Below are 22,609 nucleotides of genomic sequence, written 5' to 3' on the forward strand. Positions count from 1 at the left end.
TGCAATGAAAACCGTTTCTGAGTCCGTCGACTCCCGCTCCGACCTGTCCGACACGCCTGGCGCAGCACCGTCAGCGATTGTGGCCGCCACCGCCAGCAGCCTGCCGCATCAGGTGCAGGCGCTGTCCCGTGCGCGCGCGTTCGCCGAACCACTGCTCGCAGGCGAACAGCTTGATACGGGTGAGAACGTGTTGGACCACGCCGATGCCGTGGCCGAAATCCTGCGCGGCATCGGTGGCTCGGAAGCGATGCAGGCGGCCGCCTACCTGGTGTATGCCTGTCAGCACCTCAACCGCCCGCAAGAGGTCATCACCAAGGCGTTTGGCGAGCATTTTGCGGCGCTTGCGATGGAGACCACCAAACTGGTGCAATTGCAGAGACAGGCCAGGATCAAGGCCGCAGCAGCCCAGGCCAAAAAGACGGAAGAGCGGCAGGTCGCTCAGGATCTGGCCCTGCCTTTGCCAGCGCTGAGCAAGGCCCCGGTGTCGGAGCTGGCCGCAAGTCAGACCGAAAACGTGCGCAAGATGTTGCTCGCGTTCTCGCGCGATATGCGGGTGGTGATGCTCAGGCTGGCCTCACGTCTTCAGACTTTGCGCTACTTCGCTCAGACCAAGGGTGACCCGGGCCAGGCGTTGGCCAGTGAGTCGCTGCATGTCTTCGCGCCTCTCGCCAACCGCCTGGGTATCTGGCAGATCAAATGGGAAATGGAAGATTTGGCCTTCCGTTTTCTGGATCCCCAGACCTACAAAGAGGTGGCGGGGTGGCTGGATGAAAAGCGGGTTGAGCGTGAATTGCATGTTGAGCAGGTGCGCCAGGAGCTCGAGCTGGCCTTGCAGCAGCAAGGCATTCAGGCCTCCGTGCAGGGTCGTCCCAAGCACATTTACAGCATCGTCAAAAAGATGCGTGGCAAATCGTTGGATTTTGAGCAGGTGTTTGACATCCGCGCTCTGCGGGTCGTGGTGCCCGCCACCGATGACTGCTACGGTGTGTTGGCATGGGCTCATGCCCACTTCACGCCGGTGATTGAAGAGTTTGATGACTACATTGCCAAACCCAAGGCCAACGGCTACCAGTCGCTGCACACGGTGGTGCGCGACGAGCAGGGCAGGGCATTCGAGATTCAGATTCGATCTCAGGCCATGCACGACCATGCCGAACACGGCGTGGCTGCTCATTGGGCCTACAAGGAGGCTGGAACCAAAGGTTACGCAGGAGTTTCAGCCAGCTCCGCATACGACGCAAAGATTGCGGTCCTGAGGCAGCTCCTGGCGTGGGAACGCGATCTGAGTGGTGGCGTCCACGGCCTGTTCGATGACCGCATCTATGTGTTGACGCCCGACGCAGCCATCGTCGAGTTGCCCCAGGGGGCGACCCCTGTGGACTTTGCTTACACCGTGCACACCGATCTGGGGCACCGCTGCCGAGGTGCCCGGGTAGACGGCGCCATGGTGACGCTCAACACGGTCTTGCAAAACGGCCAGACCGTTGAGGTCACGGCGGCCAAGGAAGGTGGGCCATCCCGAGACTGGCTCAACAGCGAGTTGGGGTATCTGGTGAGCCACCGCGCCAAGAGCAAGGTGCGCGCCTGGTTCAATGTGCTGGCGCTTGAAGAAACCATGGCCCGGGGCCGAGAGGCGGTCGAAAAGCTGTTGCAACGCGAAGGGCGCACCTCGATCAAGCTGGAGGATCTCGCTGGGGCCATGGGCCTGAGCTCGGCCAATGAGCTCTTTGAGCAGGTCGGCAAAGATGAGTTGTCTTTGCGTGCGATCGAGATCCAGCTGCGTCCACCAGAGCCCACCGCGCCGTCGGCCGAATTGCCGTGGCTGAAAAAGCCACGGAAGGTCAGTGGGAAATCGGGTGGGGGCGTACTCGTGGTGGGTGTGGATTCGCTCATGACGCAGCTGGCGAAGTGCTGCAAGCCTGCGCCGCCCGACGACATCTGCGGGTTTGTCACGCGCGGGAAAGGCGTCAGCGTGCACCGCAGCGACTGCACCGATTTTGCGCACTTGCAGCGTTGCAATCCAGATCGTGTGATCGATGTGCAGTGGAGTGATCCCGTTGGCAGCGTTGCGCGTGATGGTCAGCAACCGGTTTACCCGGTTGATGTCGGGGTGGAGGCGCTCGATCGCCAAGGCTTGTTGCGTGATATTTCCGAGGTCTTTGCGCGGGAAAAAATGAATGTGATCGGGGTCCAGTCTCAAAGCGTCAAGGGCGTGGCCTGGATGACGTTCACCATCGAGTTGACCGATGCCCGCCATGTGGCCAGGGCCATGTCGGTGGTGGGCGATGTGGGTGGCGTTCGCTCTGTTCGAAGAAAATGAGGGTAGGTGGCCAAAGTGGAGAATTTGCTGATATAATTCGAGGCTTCGGACAGTTTGTAGGCGCGTAGCTCAGCTGGTTAGAGCACCACCTTGACATGGTGGGGGTCGTTGGTTCGAGTCCAATCGCGCCTACCAAATCTCGTTCGAAAAAATCAAGGGTCCGGCCAATTGCCAGGCCCTTTTTTTTGCTCTTCAGGCCCTGCGCAGCCGTTCCTTTTGGGTTGCGGCCAAAGAAGCCCCGGCGCTGCTTTGCGGGACTTTTCCGGGGAGTGCCCCGGTTGCGTTTCGCGCTTTGTGCTTGGTTCTGTTGATCCGCAACGCATGTTGACCATGGTGTGAGCACGGCCCTGGCTCGCCCCTGCACGGGTTCGCAGAGGTCTTGCTTGGACTGCACAGGGAAATCCTGCAGACGGTTTTCGAATTCGTTTCCTACAATGTGTTGAAATCTTCATGCATGCGCTCGTCGAGCAAAGCAGATTGTTTCCCCACCGAAAGTGTCGTAGTGCAAAAAAGCAAGGCAGATGGCGCCAACGCCCAGACGGGCGTTGTCCGCATGATCAAGAAATACCCCAATCGCCGTTTGTACGACACGGATACGTCGTCCTACATCACTCTGGCAGAGGTCAAGACGCTGGTGATGGACAACGAGCTGTTTGTGGTCAGGGATGCCAAGACCAACGATGACCTCACCCGCAGCATCCTGTTGCAAATCATTCTGGAGGAGGAAACGGCTGGCGTGCCCATCTTTACCGAGCAGGTGCTGGCCAATATCATCCGCTTCTATGGCCATGCCATGCAGGACTTCATGGGTTCTTATCTTGAAAAGAACGTCCAGATTTTCATGGACATGCAGCACAAGATGACCGAACAAACCAAGGGCCTCAGCCCTGAGGTCTGGAGCCAGCTCACGAGCGCCCAGTCGCCCATGATGCAAGGCATGATGGGTACGTACATGGAGCAGTCGCGCAGCGCATTCACCCAGATGCAGGAGCAAATGCAGAAAAACAGCGAGCAGATGCTCTCGGCAATGGGGCTAAAGCGCTGAGTCACTTCGCCAAATGGCTTGCTTTTTGCGAAGTCTGGGGCCTGTTGTTGCGTGCAGATGTGGGCGGTGTTGCGCGCACCGCCCTGGGCTCTGAGACAATCGGGTGATGAATCAATCCGTTGTTGTCCCGGGCGCCCCCGCGCCCAAAGTCGGGTTTGTGAGCCTGGGCTGTCCCAAGGCCCTGACCGACTCCGAACTTATCCTCACGCAACTCAGCGCAGAGGGCTATCAAACTTCGAAAACCTTCGCCGGTGCCGATCTGGTAATCGTCAACACCTGTGGCTTCATTGACGATGCCGTCAGGGAAAGCCTGGATGCCATTGGTGAGGCGCTCGCCGAAAACGGCAAAGTGATCGTCACGGGTTGCCTCGGCGCTCGCGAAGGCGAAGGCGGTGGCAACATGGTGCGCAACATTCACCCCAGCGTGCTGGCGGTGACCGGGCCCCATGCCACCCATGAGGTCATGGAGGCGGTGCACACCCATCTGCCCAAACCCCATGACCCCTTTGTTGATCTGGTGCCTCCGCAGGGCATAAAGCTCACCCCCCGCCACTACGCGTATCTGAAGATCAGCGAAGGTTGCAACCACCGTTGCACCTTTTGCATCATCCCTTCCATGCGCGGTGATCTGGTGAGCAGGCCGATAGGCGATGTGCTGACAGAGGCGCGCAAACTGTTTGAGTCGGGTGTGAAAGAGTTGCTGGTGGTGAGCCAGGACACCTCCGCCTACGGCGTGGATGTCAAATACCGAACAGGTTTTTGGGATGGCAGGCCAGTCAAAACGCGCATGCTGGATCTGGTGCAGTCTTTGGGTGAAATTGCCAAAGGGTTTGGCGCCTGGGTGAGGCTGCACTACGTGTATCCCTATCCCCATGTGGACGATGTGATCCCGTTGATGGCCGAAGGTTTGTGCCTGCCTTACCTGGATGTGCCGCTGCAACACAGCCATCCTGAAGTGCTCCGCCGGATGAAACGTCCCGCCAGTGGTGAGCGCAATCTTGAGCGCATCGCCCGTTGGCGTGAGCTGTGCCCTGAAATCGTGGTGCGCAGCACCTTTATCGCCGGGTTCCCGGGCGAGACCGAGGCCGAGTTTCAGCATTTGCTCGATTTTGTTCAGGAGGCCCGCATTGATCGCGCCGGATGCTTTGCATATTCGCCTGTCAATGGCGCGGCGGCCAATGCGTTGGCCGATCCGGTGCCTGCCGAGTTGCGCGAAGAGCGCAGGGCGCGCTTCATGGCTGTTGCGGAGGCTGTGTCGGTTGACAAGTTGCGTGAGCGCGTGGGTGCGACCATGCAAGTGCTAGTGGACGCTGCGCCAGGCATGGGCAAAAAGGGAGGGGTGGGGCGCAGTTACGCCGATGCTCCCGAGATCGACGGCGTGGTGAGGCTGTTGCCACCCGAGAAGATCAGCAAGACGCTGAAGGTGGGTGAGTTCACCAAGGCGCGTATTGTCGCGGCCGAAGGTCACGATTTGCTGGCAGTTCCATTTTGACCCTGCCCGGCATTTCGCCACAATCCCACCGCTTGGCAGCGGTGGTTTTTCAAACCCTGAAGATGTCAGTTCATCAGCCGATCACCGTGGGTGATCGTGCGATTGAAAACGGTTGTGACGCGGCCATGAAAAAAGGGCTTGCAAACACATGTTTGCAAGCCCTTATGATCATGGTGCCCAAGAGAGGACTCGAACCTCCACGCCTCTCGGCGCTAGTACCTGAAACTAGTGCGTCTACCAATTCCGCCACCTGGGCATCTCAGGAAAACGCTAGTATAGCAGAGAAATTTCAGAGTAATACGTGAACGAAAAAAATAGCCCATTGGCAGAATTTGAAGGTGTCGTGTCTGGTCATCGTGACGGACACGGCTTTGTTATCCGCGACGATGGACAGGCCGATATTTACTTGCCGTCCAACGAAATGCGGGCGGTATTGCACAAGGATCGGGTCAAGGCCCGTATCGTGCGGACGGACCGAAAAGGGCGCCCTGAAGGGCGGGTGACCGAGATCGTGGAGCGCTCCGACTCGCCCATCATCGGTCGTTTGCTGCAGGAAAGCGGCGTCTGGCTGGTGGCACCAGAAGACAAGCGCTATGGCCAGGATGTGCTGATCCCCAAGAACGCAACGGGGCAGGCCAAGCCTGGACAGGTGGTGGTGGTGGAACTCACCGAACCGCCGGCCTTGTATGGCCAGCCAGTCGGACGGGTGAAGGAGGTGCTCGGGGATATTGATGACCCCGGCATGGAAATCGAAATCGCGGTGCGCAAATACAGCGTGCCGCACGAGTTTTCAGACGCGGCCTTGGCTCAAGCCCGGTTGCTGCCGGACCATGTACGTTCTTCGGACCACAAAAACCGTGTGGATCTGCGCGATGTTCCCCTGGTCACCATTGATGGTGAGGATGCCCGTGACTTCGATGACGCCGTGTACTGTGAGCCCGCCAAAGTCGGTCGCGGTAAAGGTTGGCGTCTCTTGGTTGCGATCGCCGATGTGAGTCACTATGTGGAGACTGGCGCGGCCATCGATGTGGACGCCTACGACCGAGCCACCTCGGTGTATTTCCCGCGTCGCGTGATTCCCATGCTGCCAGAGAAACTGTCCAACGGCCTGTGTTCGCTGATGCCCGGGGTCGAGCGTCTGTGCATGGTCTGCGACATGCTGGTGAATGCCAAGGGCGAGGTTCATGCGTACCAGTTTTATCCCGCAGTGATGTTCAGCCATGCGAGGTTTACCTACACCGAGGTCGCCGCGGTTTTGCAGAACACGCGAGGCCCTGAAGCAGCGCAGCGCAAGCCCTTGGTGCCCTATCTGCTGAACTTGCACGACGTGTACCGGGCTTTGCTGGTGGCTCGCCAAGCGCGTGGTGCGGTGGACTTCGAAACCACCGAGACGCAGATCGTCTGTGACGAATCGGGTCGTATCGAAAAAATCGTGCCGCGTACCCGCAACGATGCACACAAGCTCATTGAAGAAGCGATGCTCGCGGCCAACGTGTGTTCGGCAGACTTCATCAGTCAGAGCAAACATGTGGGCCTGTTCCGGGTGCACGAAGGACCGACGCCTGAAAAGCAGGAGATCCTGCGCACCTATTTGAAGGCGATGGGCATTCCCCAAACCATCAGCGACAACCCGCAACCGTCTGAGTTCCGGCACATTGCCGAAATGACCAAAGACCGGCCAGAGGCTCAGCAGATCCACATGATGCTGTTGCGCTCTATGTCGCAAGCGATCTACACGCCGAACAACGAAGGCCACTTTGGCCTCGCGTTCGAGGCCTACACCCACTTCACCAGTCCGATTCGGCGGTATCCCGACCTGTTGGTGCACCGGGTGATCAAGGCCATCTTGCTGCACCAGCGCTACCAGTTGCCCAACCTGCCGACGCCAGGCGAGGCCCATGCCAAGCTCAGCAAGCGCCTGGCCAGTCGGGTGAAGCCGCCGAGCGACAAGCCGGTGAAAAAGCCTTCGGTAGATACCTTGGCGTGGCAGGCTGCAGGCTTGCATTGCAGCGCCAATGAGCGCCGTGCGGACGAAGCGAGTCGAGATGTCGAAGCCTGGCTCAAGTGCAAGTACATGCGCGAGCACCTGGGTGAGGAGTTCTCGGGCGTGGTGAGTTCGGTGACCAGTTTCGGCTTGTTCGTGACGCTGGACGCAATGTACGTAGAAGGTCTGGTTCACATCACCGAGCTGGGGGGTGAGTACTTCCGGTTTGACGAGGCGCGCCAGGAGTTGCGCGGCGAGCGCACAGGCATCCGCTACGCTTTGGGCACCAAAGTGAATGTGCAGGTCAGTCGGGTTGATCTGGACGGCCGGCGCATCGACTTCCGCCTGGTGACCGGTGAGGACGAACTCTTGTTGCGCGCCAAGCGCGACAAAACCGGTAGTGGTCCTGATGACGACGGCCCGTCTGGTGGGGCCGAGCGCGCAGGCAAGTCACGCCGCAAGCGTGACGGCGGCGGTGGAACACCCCGGCCGGCCAATGGCGCAGCCGCGCAGGTGCTGGAAGTCAAGTCTGCTGTGAAGCGCTCGGCGCCCAAGAAAGAACCGCGCGGTGGTGATCGCGCGAAGAGCAGCAAATCTCGCAAGAGTCGGCGTTGAGCAGGGGTAAACAATGAGGGTCATGCTGTTTCTGCTGGATACTGTGTTTTTCTTTCTGGTGGCCGCCGCGCTGCTGCGCGCATGGATGAACCACCTGCGCGTGCACATGTCGGCCCAGCCCGGCCGTTTTGCCATGGCTGTCACCAATTGGTTGGTGCAGCCCGTGCGCCGAATTTTGCCCAGGGCATTGACGCAAAGCCGATTTGATTGGGGCAGTTTCATGGCCGCAGTCCTGTTGGCGCTCGTCTACGGTGGGCTTTGGCTGGTGCTGGTCACGGAGATGACGGCCACATCGGCTTCGCCATTGGCCATGGTGGCGGCGATTGCGACTGTGGCAGGCAAGCTGTTGATCCGCGTGGTCCTCCAGGGCTTGATGATTCTGCTGCTGGTCTTTGCCGTTTTGTCCTGGGTTCAACCGGGCGCGCCGGTCATGGGCACTCTGGACCGGCTGTGTGCGCCCGTGCTGGCGCCGTTGCGGCGCTTCATTCCTCAGATCGGTGGCGTGGACTTGTCGGTGCTCGTGGCCATTATTCTGCTGCAGATCGGGCTGATCGTTTTGGGCGGTTGATCCGTTTTGGGGCGCTTGCGGAGCGGGTTTTTGGAAGGCATCTCAACAGCCCGCACCACGTGCGCTGGATGCTGTTGCCGTGGTGCTCCTTCCGAGCACTCGCGCGCAGCTCGCACCGCGAAACAGCGTCAACCAAAGCCTGGATCGATCAGTCAGACCGGCCGGTTGCCAGCTGGCTCGCGCTGAGGTGGCGCCTGCCCTGGTTTTTGATCCAGTGATCGGCGATGTGGCCATGCTGAAAGACGGCCGCAGCCACGCATCGGAGAGCGGTCGCTTGCTTTCCGGGGGAGGCCAGCGCCGCACCGATCATGCCGGCGAGAACATCGCCGGTTCCGGCCGTGGCCAGTGATCCGTTGCCACTGGCATTGATCAGCGGTGCCACGCCGGGCGCGCTGATCACACTGCCGGAGCCTTTGAGCACGCAGATCACGCCCCAGCGTTCGCTGATGGATTGCGCGGATGCCAGGCGGTCGGTCATGACCGTTTCGGTCGTCGCTGCGAGCAGTCTGGCGGCTTCCAGCGGGTGGGGTGTGACCACCGTGGTCCAGGCCCGGTGGCGCCGTTGCTCCAGCAATTGCTGTAGGGCTTGGTTGTCGGCGATGGCGTTCAAGGCATCTGCATCCAGCACCAGCATTGGGGCGCGCTCCAGCAAGGCTGGCAGGAAATCGGCGACAGCACGTCCGCCCCCGCACCCGCACACGACGGTACTGCGCTCCACAAGATCTCCCGACAGGGCTGCTGACGTGCTGCGCAGCATCAGCTCCGGGCAGACAGGGTCCCAAGTCAGGCTTGGCGCAGTGGCCTGGATGAGGCTGAGGTAGACGCGCCCGGCGCCTGCGTGCAAAGCGGCTCGGGCGGCCAGAATGGCCGCTCCCGACATGCCGATGCCATCGGTTTCCATGCTTTGGCCGCCGAGCACCAGCACTTCGCCGTGCTTGCCTTTGTGGGTGGCATGTTTGAGCGCGGGTTCGAAATCGGGGCCGGGTTGGCCTTGCAACCAGGCATCGGGTGGCACCATGGCTGCCATTGGAGCGGCCAGATCGTCAAACCAGACTTCTCCCGCAAAGTCGCGTCCCTGCGCGGTGAAAAGACCGGGTTTGAGCGTCAGCAAAGACAAGGTGAAACGAGGGCCTGCTGGGACTTGTGACTTGGATGACGGGTCCAGCAGTGCGCCCGTATCGGCCTTCAGACCGCTGGGGACATCCACGCTCAACACCGGGGCGGTGGCATGGACCAGGCGATCCCATTGCTCGGACAACTCCCCCTCCATGGGACGGGTGGCGCCGATGCCCAGCAGGGCGTCGATGGCGAAATCAAAGGTGTCCGGCGGGGCCTTCGACAGCGACAGCCCCGCTGCTTGTGCCCGCTTCCAGGCGTGCGCGGCGTCCTTGGGCAATCGTTGCAGGTCGCCAACCAGTGTGGTTGTGATGCTGAGCCCCAGCCCTGATGCTTGACTGTGCTGGTGCAGCCAGGTGGCGGCAACCAGCCCGTCCCCGCCATTGTTGCCGGGCCCGCAGGCCACCCAGATGCGTCGCGCGTGAGGCGCCAAAGCGCGGGTGAGGCTGGCGATGGACAGCCCGGCTCGGGCCATCAATGCGTGAGGAGGCAGTTCGGCGGCCGTGGCCCGCTCCAGAGAGCGGGTGGCCGCCGTGCCGTGCAGTGGCTCGGTGCGCTTGCTGTCGAGCCGCCGCATGGGTTATCAGGCCGCAGGAATCCGGAGCACCTGGCCTGGGTAGATCTTGTCCGGGTGGTTCAGCATGGGCTTGTTGGCCTCGAAGATCTGGGGGTACTTGTTGGGCGTGCCGTAGAACTCTTTGCTGATCTTCGACAGGTTGTCACCTTTGACCACGGTGTACCACTTGGACTCTGGCTCGGGTGCCGAGACCGTCATCATGTCGTTGACGGCCGTCACGTTGGCCACGTTGCCACAGCAGAGCACCACTTTTTCGCGTGTGGCTTGATCGGGGGCCACGCCAGCGACCGTGACCGTCTCGTTGGAGCCGTCGTATGCAACGTCCAGGCCTTCAACGTTGAGCTTCATGCTTTCAATGTAGGTCGCGATCGCCTTCGCAGCACCTTGGTTGAGCTGCGCTGCGTGTTCCGCATTGGGGGCTGCTGCGGCGGCGGGCGCTGCCGCCTCGGCCTTGCCGATGCCAAACAATTTTTCGCCGGCGTCTTTGATGAAACTGAACATACCCATGGTTTTTCTCCTGTAAGTGGGGTTGGAAAGACCTTCGCATCGTGTGGTCTGCAACCCCGTTGGTCAAGGCGCTCCTGTCCCTGGGCGTTGCAAAGTCACGGAGGTAGCGCATTAGTTTGCACCCGAGGGCTGGCCTGACGGCATTTCACCACGGAACGGCCCATTCAGGATGCCAGGGCCGCGCTGCACAATTTGCGCCGTACGCGGCGTGGCTTTTCCCGGGTGGTGTGCAATGCGCCAGATGGGAGGGTGCTTGGGTCTTTGGCTGCCTTGGCAGGTGGCTGCTATAATCGAACGGCTTTGCGGGGCGTGAGCGCTGCAAAGTAATCTCAAACCAGCCCAACCGGGTGTTGCTGACATCTCATGGAGAGGTGATTGGTGATCGGGGCTGGATTTAAGTCTTAACCTTTGGAAATCAAGTCATGTCTATTACCATGCGCGAAATGCTGGAAGCCGGTGTCCATTTTGGCCACCAAACCCGCTTCTGGAACCCCAAGATGGCACCGTTCATCTTCGGTCACCGCAACAAAATCCACATCGTCAACCTCGAGAAGACGTTGCCGATGTTCGAAGACGCCGCCAAGTTTGTGCGTCAGTTGACCGCCAACCGCGGCACCATTTTGATGGTGGGGACCAAGCGCACCTCCCGTGACACCGTGGCTCTGGAAGCCCGTCGCGCTGGCGTGCCTTTTGTCGACCAGCGTTGGTTGGGTGGCATGCTGACCAACTTCAAGACGGTCAAGACCTCGATCAAGCGTCTGAAGGACATGCAGGCCCAGCAAGAAGGTGGTCTGGAGACCATGAGCAAAAAAGAGCAACTGATGTTCGCTCGCGAAATGGAAAAGCTGGAAAAGGACATCGGTGGTATCCAGGACATGACCGCATTGCCTGATGCCATTTTCCTGATTGACGTGGGTTTCCACAAGATCACCGTGCTGGAAGCGCAGAAGCTGGGCATCCCGCTGGTGGGTGTTGTTGACACCAACCACTCCCCCGTCGGTATCGACTATGTGATCCCGGGCAACGACGACTCGGCTCGCGCCGTGGCCTTGTACGCCCGCGGTATCGCTGATGCGGTGCTCGCAGGCCGCAACGACGCCGTGAGCGGTGTTGTGAAGGCTGTGGCCGCAGAAGGCTCCGACGAATTCGTCGAAGTGAAAGAAGGCACTCCAGCCGCCTAAGCTGGGCTGCCGCGCGAAAGAGGGGCTCCAGTAGCCCCTTTTTCACAAGCAAAACCGATTATTGACCCTCCGCCAGCGTGTTGCGGCGGAACAAGGAGAACCCCAATGGCAATTACCGCAAGCATGGTCGCAGAACTGCGCGCCAAGACCGATGCACCCATGATGGAGTGCAAAAAAGCCCTGACCGAAGCCGAGGGCGACATGGCCAAGGCCGAAGAGTTGCTGCGCGTCAAGCTCGGCACCAAGGCTGGCAAGGCCGCCAGCCGCGTGACCGCCGAAGGTGTGGTTACCAGCTTCATCGACGGCACCACCGGTGGCATGATCGAAGTGAATTGCGAAACCGACTTCGTGACCAAGAACGACAGTTTCCTGGCTTTCGCCAATGCTGCCTCTGAGTTGGTGGCCAAGCACAATCCAGCCGATTTGGAAGCGCTGGGCGCTTTGCCTTACAGCCAGGACTCGTTCGGCCCCACGCTTGAAGACGTGCGCAAGGGCTTGATTGGCAAGATTGGCGAGAACATGAGCTTCCGCCGCTTCAAGCATTACAGCGGTGGCGCCAAAGTTGTGTCCTACGTGCACGGCACGCGCATTGGTGTGGTGGTTGAGTTTGAGGGGGCAGATACACCCGCCAAAGACACGGCTATGCACATCGCTGCCATGAAGCCTGTGGCTTTGACCAGCGCTGACGTGCCTGCCGAGTTCATCGAGCGTGAGCGTTCGGTTGCGACCGCCAAAGCCGACGAAGCCAACAAAGAGCTGGTCGCTGCCGGCAAGTCAGAGCAGAGTGCCGAAATTGTTGCCAAGCGCATCGACGGCGCGGTTCAAAAGTACCTCAAAGAGGTATCGCTGTTCAACCAGTCCTTCGTGAAGAACGACAAGTTGACCGTTGAGCAAATGCTCAAGGCCGAGGGCACCACGGTGAAGGGTTTCACCATGTATGTGGTGGGCGAGGGCATCGAGAAGAAAGTCGACGATTTTGCGGCCGAAGTGGCCGCCCAGGTGGCTGCTGCCCAGGGCTCGTGATCCGGGGCTGGGCCGGGCCCAGCCTTATCGCCAGACAAAACAACCGGGCCGCAAGGCCCGTTGTTTTGTGTGAGTGTTATTTTTTGCCGGGCAAGTCGACGGCATGCTTGGGCAAAGGTTCTGTGCCTCGCTACACTTGGAGGCTGAGCCTCCGTCATTCGAATCGAGAAAGTTGCCTATGCCAGCGTACAAACGAATCCTGCTGAAACTCTCTGGTGAAGCCCTGATGGGTGATGATGCTTTCGGCATCAACCGTGCGACCATCGCGCGCATGGTGGAAGAGATTGCCGAGGTGACTCGCCTGGGCGTTGAAGTGGCAGTGGTGATCGGCGGCGGCAATATTTTCCGTGGCGTGGCGGGTGGTGCTGTGGGCATGGACCGCGCAACCGCCGACTACATGGGCATGCTGGCCACCGTGATGAACTCACTGGCACTGGCCGACACCATGGAGAAAGCAGGCCTGATCGCCCGGGTGATGTCGGCGATTGCGATCGAGCAAGTGGTGGAGCCCTACGTGCGGCCCAAAGCCCTCCAGTATCTGGAAGAGGGAAAAGTGGTGGTCTTTGCCGCGGGTACCGGCAACCCGTTTTTCACCACCGATACCGCCGCTGCCTTGCGCGGGGCCGAGATCGGGGCCGAAATCGTGCTCAAGGCCACCAAGGTGGATGGGGTGTATTCCGCCGACCCCAACATAGATCCCAACGCCACACGCTATACGTCGATTTCATTTGACGAGGCCATGGCGAAGAATTTGCAGGTGATGGATGCGACTGCGTTTGCGTTGTGCCGCGATCAAAAGTTGCCTGTGAAAGTGTTTTCGATATTCAAACCAGGTGCCTTGCGCAACGTTGTGCTGGGCGGGGACGAAGGTACCCTGGTTCACGTTTGAGACAAACGACCCGTTGATTTGAGCTGAAAGAGGAATTGTCATGAGCATTGCTGAGATCCTACAAACCGCCGAACACAAGATGGAGCAGTCGCTGGAGGCGTTCAAGGGCAACCTGTCCAAGGTCCGCACGGGTCGCCCGAATCCTGCGCTGCTGGACACGGTGCATGTTGAGTATTACGGCTCCATGTTGCCCTTGTCGCAAGTGGCGAATCTGAGCTTGCTGGACGCTCGAACCATTGGCGTCGCACCTTGGGAAAAGGGCATGGGCGCCAAGATCGAGAAAGCCATTCGAGAGTCTGACCTCGGCCTGAATCCTTCGAGCCAAGGTGATTTGATCCGTGTGCCCATGCCCCCATGACCGAAGAGCGCCGCAAAGAGCTCACCAAAGTGGTGCGCAACGAGGGTGAGGCGTCCAAGATCGCCATTCGAAACCTGCGCCGCGATGCCAACGAGACGGTCAAGCGGTTGGTCAAGGACAAGGAAGCCTCCGAGGACGACGAGCGCCGCTCACAAGAAGATGTTCAAAAACTCACCGACCGGATGATCACGGAAGTGGATCGCCTGGTGGCCTCGAAAGAGCAGGATATTCTGGCCGTTTGATACGGGCAGGTTCCCTTTTTTACATCTATCCACCTCAAATCCGATTCGATGCCCTCGGTCCATTCTGACAGTTGTTCACCTGTGGCCATAGGATTGCCGCGTCATGTGGCCATCGTGATGGATGGCAATGGTCGGTGGGCCAAACAGCGCCATTTGCCGCGTGTCGCGGGACACAAGCAAGGCGTGGATGCGCTGCGCCGCACTGTCAGGGCTTGTCTGGAAAAGGGTATAGCGGTCCTGACCGTCTTCGCGTTTTCTTCCGAGAACTGGAACCGCCCGGTAGAAGAGGTGTCTGGTTTGATGGAGTTGCTGGCTCTGGCACTCACGCGTGAGGTGCCCAAGCTGCACAAGAACGGCGTTCGGCTGCATTTCCCAGGTGACAGAGCCGGGCTCTCTGCTCGGGTGGTGCAGGGCTTTCAAAAGGCTCAGGAGATGACGGCGGACAATGAGCGTCTGGTGCTCAATGTGTGCTTCAACTACGGCGGTCGCTGGGATATAGCCCAGGCGGCGCGCCGCCTGGTGGCCGAGGGGCGCGAAATCACCGAGGCGGCGCTGAACGAAACCACAGTGTTGGCCCATGTTGGTGACCCGGATCTGGTGATTCGGACCGGCGGCGAGATGCGCATCAGCAACTTCCTGTTGTGGCAGGTGGCCTATGCAGAGTTGTATTTCTCAGCGTGCCTGTGGCCAGACTTCGATGGCGATGAGCTGGATCGGGCCATTGCCGATTTTGGTTCTCGTGAGCGCAGGTTTGGACAGACATCCGAGCAGGTGAAGGCCATTGATCCAATCGGCATGCCATCGGCCGATGGCTCCCCGCATGCTTAAACAGCGCATCATCACTGCGCTGGTCTTGTTGGCGGTCTTGCTGCCGGCCATGTTTTATCCATCGATCGAGCCTTTTGTTCTGGTGACCGTCTTGTTGCTGGGCGCCGCGGGCTGGGAGTGGGCTCGCCTGAACGGGCAGGGGCCGGTTCCTGCTCAGGCCGCGGGTGTGGGGTTGGGCTTGCTGCTCATGGCGTGCTGGTGGATGGGTGTGCTGGACCAGTCATGGCCCGTCTTGTGGCGCGTGGTCGCCTTGGCGTGGTTGTCGCTAGCGCTGGTGATGCTGAGGCGCGGTGTGTCGGGCTGGCAAGCGTGGCCGGTGGCCTGGCGGCTGTGGGGTGGTCTGTTTCTGTTGGCTTGTGCCTGGCTGGCCTTGGCGCAAGCTCGGATGATGGGTTTGGGGTTTTTGTTGTCGGTACTGACACTGGTGTGGATGGCTGACATCGCTGCTTATGCCGGTGGAAAAGCGTTTGGCCGCCGCAAGCTGGCGCCCACCTTGAGTCCGGGCAAGAGCTGGGAGGGTGCGGTCAGCGGCATGCTGGGCGTGTTCTTGCTGGGTGCGGGCTGGCTGTGGATTGATGCCGGCCGTGCCCCTCAGGACGCCAGTCTGTTTACCCGGCTGTGGTCCTTTGGCCCTGGGGTGGCAGCGATCGGTGTGATCCTCTTGGGCGCGATGAGCGTGGTGGGTGATTTGCTGGAGTCGCTCGTCAAACGGGGTGCTGGCATGAAAGACTCCAGCCAGTTGCTCCCGGGCCATGGAGGCGTGCTCGATCGCGTCGATGCCTTGCTGCCTGTCCTGCCCCTGGCCATGCTGTTGGCCACCTTCTGAAACGCAACGATTCATGTCAAGACAACGCATTGCCATTCTGGGGTCAACCGGATCGGTCGGAACCAGCACCCTCGATGTAATCGCCCGCCATCTGGACCGCTTTGAGGTCGTGGCATTGACGGCGGCCACCCAGGTGGACTTGCTGCTGGAGCAGTGCCGCTTGTTCTCTCCGCGCTTTGCGGTCATGGCCAGCGAGCCGCATGCCGCACAGCTGGCGGATCGGGCGAAGGCCGAGGGTTTGTCGGTCCAGGTACTCAGTGGCGCAGATGCGCTGTGCAGGGTATGCACTGACGCAGAGGTTGATACGGTGATGGCGGCGATCGTTGGCGCCGCGGGTCTGGCCCCCAGTCTCGCTGCGGCCAGGGCAGGGAAAAAGCTGCTGTTGGCCAATAAAGAGGCCCTGGTGGTGGGCGGTGAGCTGTTCATGGCCGCCGTTCGAGCCGGTGGTGCCACGTTGCTGCCGATCGACAGCGAGCACTCCGCCATCTTCCAGTCGCTGCCCGATGATGTGTCGAGCTGGACCCGCCGTGTGGAGAAAATCATGTTGACGGCCTCTGGTGGACCCTTCCGCCAGCGCGATCCAGAGACCCTGTCCACGGTGACGCCCGACGAAGCCTGCGCCCACCCGACGTGGGTGATGGGACGAAAGATTTCAGTGGATTCCGCCACGATGATGAACAAGGCTCTTGAGGTGATCGAAGCGAGCTACCTGTTTGGCCTGAAACCCGAACAGATCGAGGTCGTGATCCACCCGCAGAGTGTGGTGCACTCCATGGTGCAGTACCACGACCGTTCTGTGGTTGCACAGATGGGCACGCCCGATATGCGGGTGCCGATTGCCTATGGCCTTTCCTGGCCCGAGCGGATCGAGTCGGGCGCGCAGGCCCTGGATTTCGCGGCCTTGGGTGCATTGACTTTTGAGCCGCCCGATCACGCGCGTTTTCCGGGACTTCAATTGGCCTGGGACGCATTGAGGGCCCCGAGTGGCACCACGGCTGTGCTCAACGCGGCCAACGAGGTCGCTGTGGCTGCATTTCTGGAGGGGCGTCTGCGTTTCGACCAGATCCACGCCGTCAACCATGCAACTTTGACGATGCTGTTGCCTCCCACACCTGGCAGCCTTCAGGATCTGCTGGCCATCGACGCTGAAGCGCGGTCGGTGGCAGACTCTCTGGTTACCCGCCATTTGAGCTGAGAGCGTTTCGCAACTGCGGTGGTGGCGGGTTCATATTGGAGCCTGTCCCGGCAGTTTTTCACACAGTTCGCACGCGTCCAATCGGTGTGAACAGGCTTCAGTACCCGGATCGCCGGGTGAATCCAGGAAATTGATATGTTGACCGTCATTGCGTTTGTAGTGGCCCTGGGGCTGCTGATCACCGTGCACGAATATGGCCACTACCGTGTGGCTGTGGCCTGCGGGGTGAAGGTTTTGCGGTTCTCTGTGGGGTTTGGAAAACCTTTGTTGCGCTGGCAACCCAAAGGCAGTCCGACGGAGTTTGTGCTGTGCGCTCTGCCGCTGGGCGGCTATGTGCGCATGCTGGATGAGCGCGAGGCACCTGTGGATGCTGCTGACCGCCATCTCGCCTTCAACACGCAGCCTTTGAAATCCAGGGCGGCCATCGTTGCAGCGGGCCCAGTGGCCAATCTGCTGCTGGCCGTGGTTTTGTATGCCGTGGTCAATTGGTCCGGGGTCGAAGAGCCCCAACCGGTGCTGGCGGGACCGATAGCAGGCTCATTGGCCCAGGAGGCCGGCTTGAAGGGGGGCGAGTGGGTGGCCCAGACTGCTGCGGGCGACGCCGAACCAGAGGCGGTGGTGTCCTTTGAGGATTTGCGTTGGCGTTTGACGCAGGCCGCCCTGTCTGACGACGACATCACCCTGTGGGTGTCGGCGCAAGAGGGCGGAACCACCCGCGCTGTGACCTTGCCTTTGAGCAACCTGGATGTGAGCGAGGCCGATGCCCAGCTCTACCGCAACATCGGCATCCTGTCGCCCTGGACGGCGCCAGTTTTGGGCGACATCTTGCCCGATGGAGCGGCCATGGCCGCTGGGTTGTTGGCCGGGGATCAGGTCACCCATGTGGATGGCCATGCCGTGGCCGACGGTCTGGCGTTGCGCAACGCCATCCGTGAGGGCGTCGGGCCCGCTGGTGAGCCCCGGGTACAACAATGGGCGCTGCAGCGCCGTGGCGAAAGCCTTACTTTGGCGGTCCACCCCCTGCCTGAACAGCACGAAGGTGCCTGGATGGGGCGAATTGGTGCGTATGTAGGGGCTCCACCGGCCATGCTCACCGTGCGTTACGGAGCCATCGACGGCCTGACGCAAGGGGTGGTGCGGACCTGGGAAGTGTCGTGGTTGACCCTCAAAATGATGGGCCGAATGGTCATCGGTGAGGCTTCACTCAAGAATCTGAGCGGCCCGTTGACCATCGCCGACTATGCGGGAAAGTCGGCCAGCATGGGGTGGACCTACTACCTGGTTTTCTTGGCATTGATCAGCGTGAGCTTGGGTGTACTAAATCTGCTGCCGCTGCCCGTCCTCGATGGGGGGCACCTGATGTATTATCTTTGGGAGGGTGTGACGGGTCGCAGTGTATCTGCGGTCTGGATGGAGCGCCTGCAGCGCGGGGGCGTCGCCATTTTGCTGGCATTGATGTCCGTTGCCTTGTTCAATGATGTGGCCCGCTTGGCTGGCTGAACACCTGTTCCTCATGAAATTATTCCCTAACCGCCTGCGTGGCTTGTCAATTACGGCAGCCGCATCTTTGATTTTGACCGCCTTGCCAGCCTGGGCGGTAGATCCGTTCACACTGAAAGATATCCGGGTCGAAGGCCTGCAGCGTGTGGAGCCGGGTACGGTGTTCGCATCATTGCCTTTCCGCATCGGTGAGCAGTACAACGACGAAAAGGGTTCCTCAGCGATTCGCTCGCTGTTTGGCCTGGGTCTCTTTACCGATGTGCGTCTCCAGGTCGAGGAGGGTGTCCTGATCGTGATCGTTGAGGAACGCCCGACGGTCGCAGACGTGAGCTTCAGCGGGATCAAGGAATTCGATGCCGAGGTGTTGAAAAAGACCTTGCGCGACGTTGGCCTCGCCGAAGGCCGTCCCTTTGACAAGGCCTTGGCCGACAAGGCTGAGCAAGAACTCAAGCGCCAGTACATCAACCGCAGCATGTACGCCGCTCAGGTGGTGACAACCGTCACCCCTTCGGAGCGCAACCGGGTCAACCTCAATTTCAATGTGATTGAAGGCGATGTGGCCAAGATCAAGGACATCCGCATCGTGGGCAATCAAGCCTTCAGCGAGTCCACCTTGCGCGACCTGTTCGATCTGGATACCGGCGGCTTCATGAGCTGGTACACCAAGTCGGACCGCTATTCGCGTGCGAAGCTCAATGCCGACCTCGAATCGCTGCGCTCGTATTACCTGACGCGCGGCTACCTTGAATTCAAGGTGGACTCCACACAGGTGGCCATCTCGCCAGACAAACAAGACATGTCGATGACCATCAACGTCACCGAGGGCAAGCGCTTTGTTGTCTCGTCGGTGGTCTTGCAAGGTGAGTATCTCGGCAAAGACGATGAGTTCAAAACGCTGGTGGCCATGCGGCCTGGCGAAGCCTACAACGCTGAAGACGTGTCCAAGACTGTCAAGGCCTTTACCGACTACTTTGGATCCTTCGGCTATGCGTTTGCCCAGGTAGAGGCCACGCCAGATATCGACCGCGCCAACAACCGGGTGGCCTTTGTCTTGCGTGCCCAGCCTGCCCGCCGTGTCTATGTCCGCCGGATCAATGTTGAAGGCAACAACCGCACGCGCGACGAAGTCATTCGCCGGGAATTCCGCCAGCTCGAGTCGGCCTGGTACGACAGCGATCGCATCCGCCTGTCCCGCGACCGGGTAGATCGCCTGGGGTATTTCACCGAAGTCGGGATCGGTACCGAGCCGGTGCCCGGCTCCAACGACCAGGTGGATCTCACCATCTCAGTGGCGGAAAAGCCCACGGGTAACCTCTCCATTGGTGCCGGGTATTCGCAGGCAGACAAACTGTCTTTCATCGGCAGCATCAAGCAGGAAAACGTGTTTGGCAGCGGCAACTACCTGGGCTTGGACCTGAACACCAGCAAGTACAACCGCCAATTTGTGCTCAGCACCACCAACCCGTATTTCACGGCCGACGGCATATCGCGCACGCTGGACGGGTACTACAAAACCACCCAGCCCTACGACGCGCAAGGTGGGGACTACGAGATCGCCACAAAGGGTGTCGGTATCAAGTTTGGTGTTCCGTTCACCGAGCGAGACACCGTGTATTTTGGCGTTGGTGCGGAGCACGTCAAAGTGACTTCGGGTGACGAGTTGCCTGAAGCCTACCTCGATCAAGGCGGTACCTACCTGCCAGCGACCGTCGGATGGGCGCGTGATGAGCGTGACAGTGCGCTGGTTCCAACCGCAGGGCGTTTGCAGCGCCTCAATACCGAATTCGGTCTGGGGAGTGATCGCCAGTACGTGAAGCTCAGCTACCAATTCCAGCAGTATGTGCCCCTGACGCGTCAGTACACCCTGGCGTTCAATACCGAGGTCGGCGTGGGCAAAGGGCTGGGCAGCAAGTCCTTCCCGGTGCTCCGCAATTTCTACGGTGGTGGCCTGGGTTCCGTGCGAGGCTTTGAGCAAGGCACTCTGGGCCCAACCTCTGCGGTGATCGGCTCCACCACGGGTGAGACGGTCAATATCGGCGGCGCTCGCAACCTGGTGTTCAATGCCGAGTTCATTGGTCCGTTCCCAGGGGCCGGCAACGACCGTACCTTGCGCTGGTTTGCATTCGCTGACGTTGGCAATGTTTACGGTGAGTCCGAAAGCGTTGATCTCAGCAAGCTGCGTGCATCGGTTGGTGTGGGACTGAGCTGGATTTCTCCGATCGGTCCCCTGCGGTTTGCTTATGGCACGCCAGTCCGCAAATTCGACGGCGACAGTATTCAGAAATTCCAGTTTCAGATCGGAACCTCCTTTTGATGACGTTTATTACCCCTCGCCTCGCGACCCGTGTTGCGCTGGCTTTGGCAGCAAGTGCCTTGGCGGTATCGGCCATGGCGCAGGACTTTCGAATTGGTTTTGTGAGTACCGATCGCATTTTGCGAGAGGCCAATCAAGCCAAGTCGGCCCAGACCAAGCTTGAGCAGGAGTTCTCCAAGCGCGAGAAAGAAATCCAGAGCCAAGCGGCTCAGTTGAAGTCCGTTTCGGAAAAATTTGAGCGCGAAGCGCCCACTTTGCCTGAAGCCCAGCGTGTGACACGCCAACGCCAGCTCGTGGACCAGGATCGTGATTTCCAGCGCAAGCAGCGCGAGTTTCAGGAAGATTTGACGCTCCGCAAGAATGAGGAGCTTCAGCTAGTATTGGAGCGGGCCAATCGCGTCATCAAGCAGGTGGCGGAAAACGAGAAGTACGACCTTATTCTGCAAGAAGCGGTCTACATCAACCCCAAGCACGACATCACCGACAAGGTGCTCAGTGGCTTGAACAGCACCAAGTAGGGCGGGCTCCATCGTGTCAACGACCTTGGGCTTGGTGGTCGAGGCACTGGGTGGAGAATTGCTGGGCGATGGCGCTGCCGTCATCGCGCGCCTGGCTCCCCTTGCCACGGCTCAGCCGACCGAAATTGCTTTCGTCGCGCAGGCACGTTATGCCCACCAGATTGAATCCACGCGTGCCGGCGTGCTCATCGTGCCGCCATCGCTGCAGGTGGCCGCAAGCGCTCGCGGGGCCTGCATCGTCGCAGATGACCCATACCTTTATTTTGCCCGGCTTACGCAATGGTGGCGTGCGCAACACGCGCCCGTTCTGCCACCCCGTATCCACCCGCAGTCCGCCATCGATCCCGATGCGACGATCGCTGAAGGGGTGGATGTTGCGGCGTTCTGTGTCGTCGGTCCGGGCGCCCGAATCGAAGCCGGCGCGCGGCTCGGCCCACACTGCGTTGTGGGTGCTGGTGCAGTGGTCGGTGCGGGCTCCTGCCTGTCCGCACATGTGACGATCGGGGAGGGGTGCTCGCTGGGCCAGCGCTGCATCGTTCACTCGGGCGTGGTGATCGGCGCCGATGGATTTGGCTTTGCTCCCCACCAAGGTCAATGGGTCAAGATCGAGCAGCTCGGTGCTGTGCGCATTGGAAATGATGTCGAGATTGGTGCCAACACTTGCATCGATCGCGGGGCGCTGGACGATACGGTGATCGAAGACGGCGTGAAGCTGGACAACCTGATCCAGATCGGACACAACGTGCACATTGGTGCCCATTCGGCCATGGCGGGTTGCGTGGGCGTGGCAGGCAGTGCCCACATCGGAGCGCACTGTACGGTGGGTGGGGGCGCAATTGTGCTGGGCCACTTGACGTTGGCTGACCGGGTGAACATTTCGGCCGGTACGGTGGTGACACGCTCCATCAACAAACCGGGGCACTACACCGGCATGTTCCCGATCGACGACAATGCGTCGTGGGAGAAGAACGCTGCCTCCCTCAAACAACTCAACCGCTTGCGAGAGCGCCTCAAGGCGATCGAGCAAGCCCTTGCACAAGCGGCACAAGAGCCGTCTAGAACCCCATGATCGATATCCACCAGATTCTCAAGCTCCTGCCCCACCGTTATCCGATTCTTTTGGTGGATCGCGTGTTGGAGATCGAGCATGGCAAGCGCATCAAGGCCATCAAGAATGTCTCGATCAACGAGCCGTACTTCATGGGGCATTTTCCGCACCGCCCCGTGATGCCTGGCGTGTTGATGCTGGAAGCCATGGCTCAGGCCGCGGCCATCTTGTCATTTGACGCCATGGGCAAGACCTTGGATGACAACAGCGTGTATTACTTCGCTGGCATCGATGCTGCACGCTTCAAGCGCCCGGTTGAGCCCGGTGATCAGCTGCTCATGGATGTCACGCTGGAGCGCTCCAAAGCTGGTATTTTCAAGTTCAAAGGCACCTGCTATGTTGGCGAAGCCGTGGCTTGCCAGGCAGACCTGATGTGCACTATGCGCACCATCGCCTGAGCGCG

At 60.2% G+C, this 22,609-nt stretch carries 18 protein-coding genes, 2 tRNA genes and 1 pseudogene; 18 read left to right on the forward strand and 3 right to left on the reverse strand.

Annotation, left to right across the window (positions count from 1 at the left end; translation table 11 throughout):
• Nucleotides 1–4: 4 nt before the first annotated feature.
• From E5678_RS03640 to rimO, 4 genes are all read left to right on the forward strand, one after another.
• Entirely contained in the window at nucleotides 5–2,320 is a 2,316-nt protein-coding gene (locus E5678_RS03640) for a bifunctional (p)ppGpp synthetase/guanosine-3',5'-bis(diphosphate) 3'-pyrophosphohydrolase (RefSeq protein ID WP_136177264.1), read from the forward strand.
• Between the two features lie 58 nt (nucleotides 2,321–2,378).
• A tRNA-Val gene (locus E5678_RS03645) sits at nucleotides 2,379–2,455 on the forward strand.
• A 418-nt stretch (nucleotides 2,456–2,873) separates the two neighbouring features.
• Nucleotides 2,874–3,365, forward strand: a complete 492-nt coding sequence (gene phaR, locus E5678_RS03650; RefSeq protein ID WP_247596995.1) for a polyhydroxyalkanoate synthesis repressor PhaR — start codon at nucleotides 2,874–2,876, stop codon at nucleotides 3,363–3,365.
• Between the two features lie 106 nt (nucleotides 3,366–3,471).
• On the forward strand, nucleotides 3,472–4,857 hold the full coding sequence (rimO, locus tag E5678_RS03655) for a 30S ribosomal protein S12 methylthiotransferase RimO (protein WP_136177266.1): 1,386 nt from the start codon (nucleotides 3,472–3,474) through the stop codon (nucleotides 4,855–4,857).
• A 171-nt stretch (nucleotides 4,858–5,028) separates the two neighbouring features.
• Here rimO and E5678_RS03660 read toward each other — a convergent pair.
• Nucleotides 5,029–5,113: transfer RNA gene (locus E5678_RS03660), tRNA-Leu, on the reverse strand.
• Between the two features lie 45 nt (nucleotides 5,114–5,158).
• Here E5678_RS03660 and rnr point away from each other — a divergent pair.
• Together rnr and E5678_RS03670 are read left to right on the forward strand one after the other, a co-directional pair.
• Nucleotides 5,159–7,456: a ribonuclease R gene (gene rnr / locus E5678_RS03665; protein WP_136177267.1), complete on the forward strand. Its 2,298-nt coding sequence runs from the start codon at nucleotides 5,159–5,161 to the stop codon at nucleotides 7,454–7,456.
• Between the two features lie 22 nt (nucleotides 7,457–7,478).
• Nucleotides 7,479–8,024 (forward strand): YggT family protein, encoded by a 546-nt coding sequence (locus E5678_RS03670; RefSeq protein WP_247596905.1) that lies wholly within the window; start codon nucleotides 7,479–7,481, stop codon nucleotides 8,022–8,024.
• Nucleotides 8,025–8,172: 148 nt separating this feature from the next.
• Here the strand turns inward: E5678_RS03670 and E5678_RS03675 are convergent, their stop codons facing one another.
• The gene (locus tag E5678_RS03675; RefSeq protein ID WP_136177269.1) at nucleotides 8,173–9,717 is read right to left on the reverse strand and encodes an NAD(P)H-hydrate dehydratase; all 1,545 of its coding nucleotides are present in this window, start codon (nucleotides 9,715–9,717) and stop codon (nucleotides 8,173–8,175) included.
• Between the two features lie 6 nt (nucleotides 9,718–9,723).
• Nucleotides 9,724–10,224: a peptidoglycan-binding protein LysM gene (gene lysM, locus E5678_RS03680; RefSeq protein ID WP_136177270.1), complete on the reverse strand. Its 501-nt coding sequence runs from the start codon at nucleotides 10,222–10,224 to the stop codon at nucleotides 9,724–9,726.
• A 422-nt stretch (nucleotides 10,225–10,646) separates the two neighbouring features.
• Here lysM and rpsB point away from each other — a divergent pair, with 422 nt between their 5' ends.
• The 12 genes and pseudogenes from rpsB to fabZ all read left to right on the forward strand — a co-directional run bounded on the left by rpsB (nucleotide 10,647) and on the right by fabZ (nucleotide 22,604).
• The gene (gene rpsB / locus E5678_RS03685) at nucleotides 10,647–11,405 is read left to right on the forward strand and encodes a 30S ribosomal protein S2 (protein ID WP_136177271.1); all 759 of its coding nucleotides are present in this window, start codon (nucleotides 10,647–10,649) and stop codon (nucleotides 11,403–11,405) included.
• A 105-nt stretch (nucleotides 11,406–11,510) separates the two neighbouring features.
• A complete protein-coding gene (tsf, locus tag E5678_RS03690; RefSeq protein WP_136177272.1) occupies nucleotides 11,511–12,428 on the forward strand; it encodes a translation elongation factor Ts in 918 nt (305 codons plus the stop codon).
• Nucleotides 12,429–12,606: 178 nt separating this feature from the next.
• Nucleotides 12,607–13,317: a UMP kinase gene (pyrH, locus tag E5678_RS03695; protein WP_136177273.1), complete on the forward strand. Its 711-nt coding sequence runs from the start codon at nucleotides 12,607–12,609 to the stop codon at nucleotides 13,315–13,317.
• Between the two features lie 40 nt (nucleotides 13,318–13,357).
• A pseudogene (frr, locus tag E5678_RS03700) lies at nucleotides 13,358–13,917 on the forward strand (ribosome recycling factor).
• 48 nt (nucleotides 13,918–13,965) lie between these two features.
• Nucleotides 13,966–14,745: a polyprenyl diphosphate synthase gene (gene uppS, locus E5678_RS03705; RefSeq protein WP_136177274.1), complete on the forward strand. Its 780-nt coding sequence runs from the start codon at nucleotides 13,966–13,968 to the stop codon at nucleotides 14,743–14,745.
• Entirely contained in the window at nucleotides 14,738–15,571 is an 834-nt protein-coding gene (locus tag E5678_RS03710) for a phosphatidate cytidylyltransferase (RefSeq protein WP_136177275.1), read from the forward strand. Before uppS ends, E5678_RS03710 begins: the two co-directional genes overlap by 8 nt.
• Before the next feature lie 13 nt (nucleotides 15,572–15,584).
• Nucleotides 15,585–16,766, forward strand: a complete 1,182-nt coding sequence (gene ispC, locus E5678_RS03715; protein WP_136177276.1) for a 1-deoxy-D-xylulose-5-phosphate reductoisomerase — start codon at nucleotides 15,585–15,587, stop codon at nucleotides 16,764–16,766.
• Nucleotides 16,767–16,901: 135 nt separating this feature from the next.
• The gene (rseP, locus tag E5678_RS03720) at nucleotides 16,902–18,266 is read left to right on the forward strand and encodes an RIP metalloprotease RseP (RefSeq protein ID WP_136177277.1); all 1,365 of its coding nucleotides are present in this window, start codon (nucleotides 16,902–16,904) and stop codon (nucleotides 18,264–18,266) included.
• A 13-nt stretch (nucleotides 18,267–18,279) separates the two neighbouring features.
• Nucleotides 18,280–20,580 carry an outer membrane protein assembly factor BamA gene (bamA, locus tag E5678_RS03725; RefSeq protein WP_136177278.1) on the forward strand — a complete coding sequence of 767 codons (2,301 nt, stop codon included), beginning with the start codon at nucleotides 18,280–18,282 and terminating at the stop codon, nucleotides 20,578–20,580.
• Nucleotides 20,580–21,098, forward strand: coding sequence for an OmpH family outer membrane protein (locus E5678_RS03730; RefSeq protein WP_136177279.1), 519 nt, complete (start codon nucleotides 20,580–20,582; stop codon nucleotides 21,096–21,098). Before bamA ends, E5678_RS03730 begins: the two co-directional genes overlap by 1 nt.
• A gap of 13 nt (nucleotides 21,099–21,111) precedes the next feature.
• Nucleotides 21,112–22,167: a UDP-3-O-(3-hydroxymyristoyl)glucosamine N-acyltransferase gene (gene lpxD / locus E5678_RS03735; RefSeq protein WP_136177280.1), complete on the forward strand. Its 1,056-nt coding sequence runs from the start codon at nucleotides 21,112–21,114 to the stop codon at nucleotides 22,165–22,167.
• Nucleotides 22,164–22,604, forward strand: coding sequence for a 3-hydroxyacyl-ACP dehydratase FabZ (fabZ, locus tag E5678_RS03740; protein ID WP_136177281.1), 441 nt, complete (start codon nucleotides 22,164–22,166; stop codon nucleotides 22,602–22,604). Before lpxD ends, fabZ begins: the two co-directional genes overlap by 4 nt.
• The last annotated feature ends 5 nt before the right edge of the window (nucleotides 22,605–22,609 follow it).

This window comes from Hydrogenophaga sp. PAMC20947 (assembly GCF_004795855.1).
Lineage (GTDB): Bacteria > Pseudomonadota > Gammaproteobacteria > Burkholderiales > Burkholderiaceae_C > Hydrogenophaga.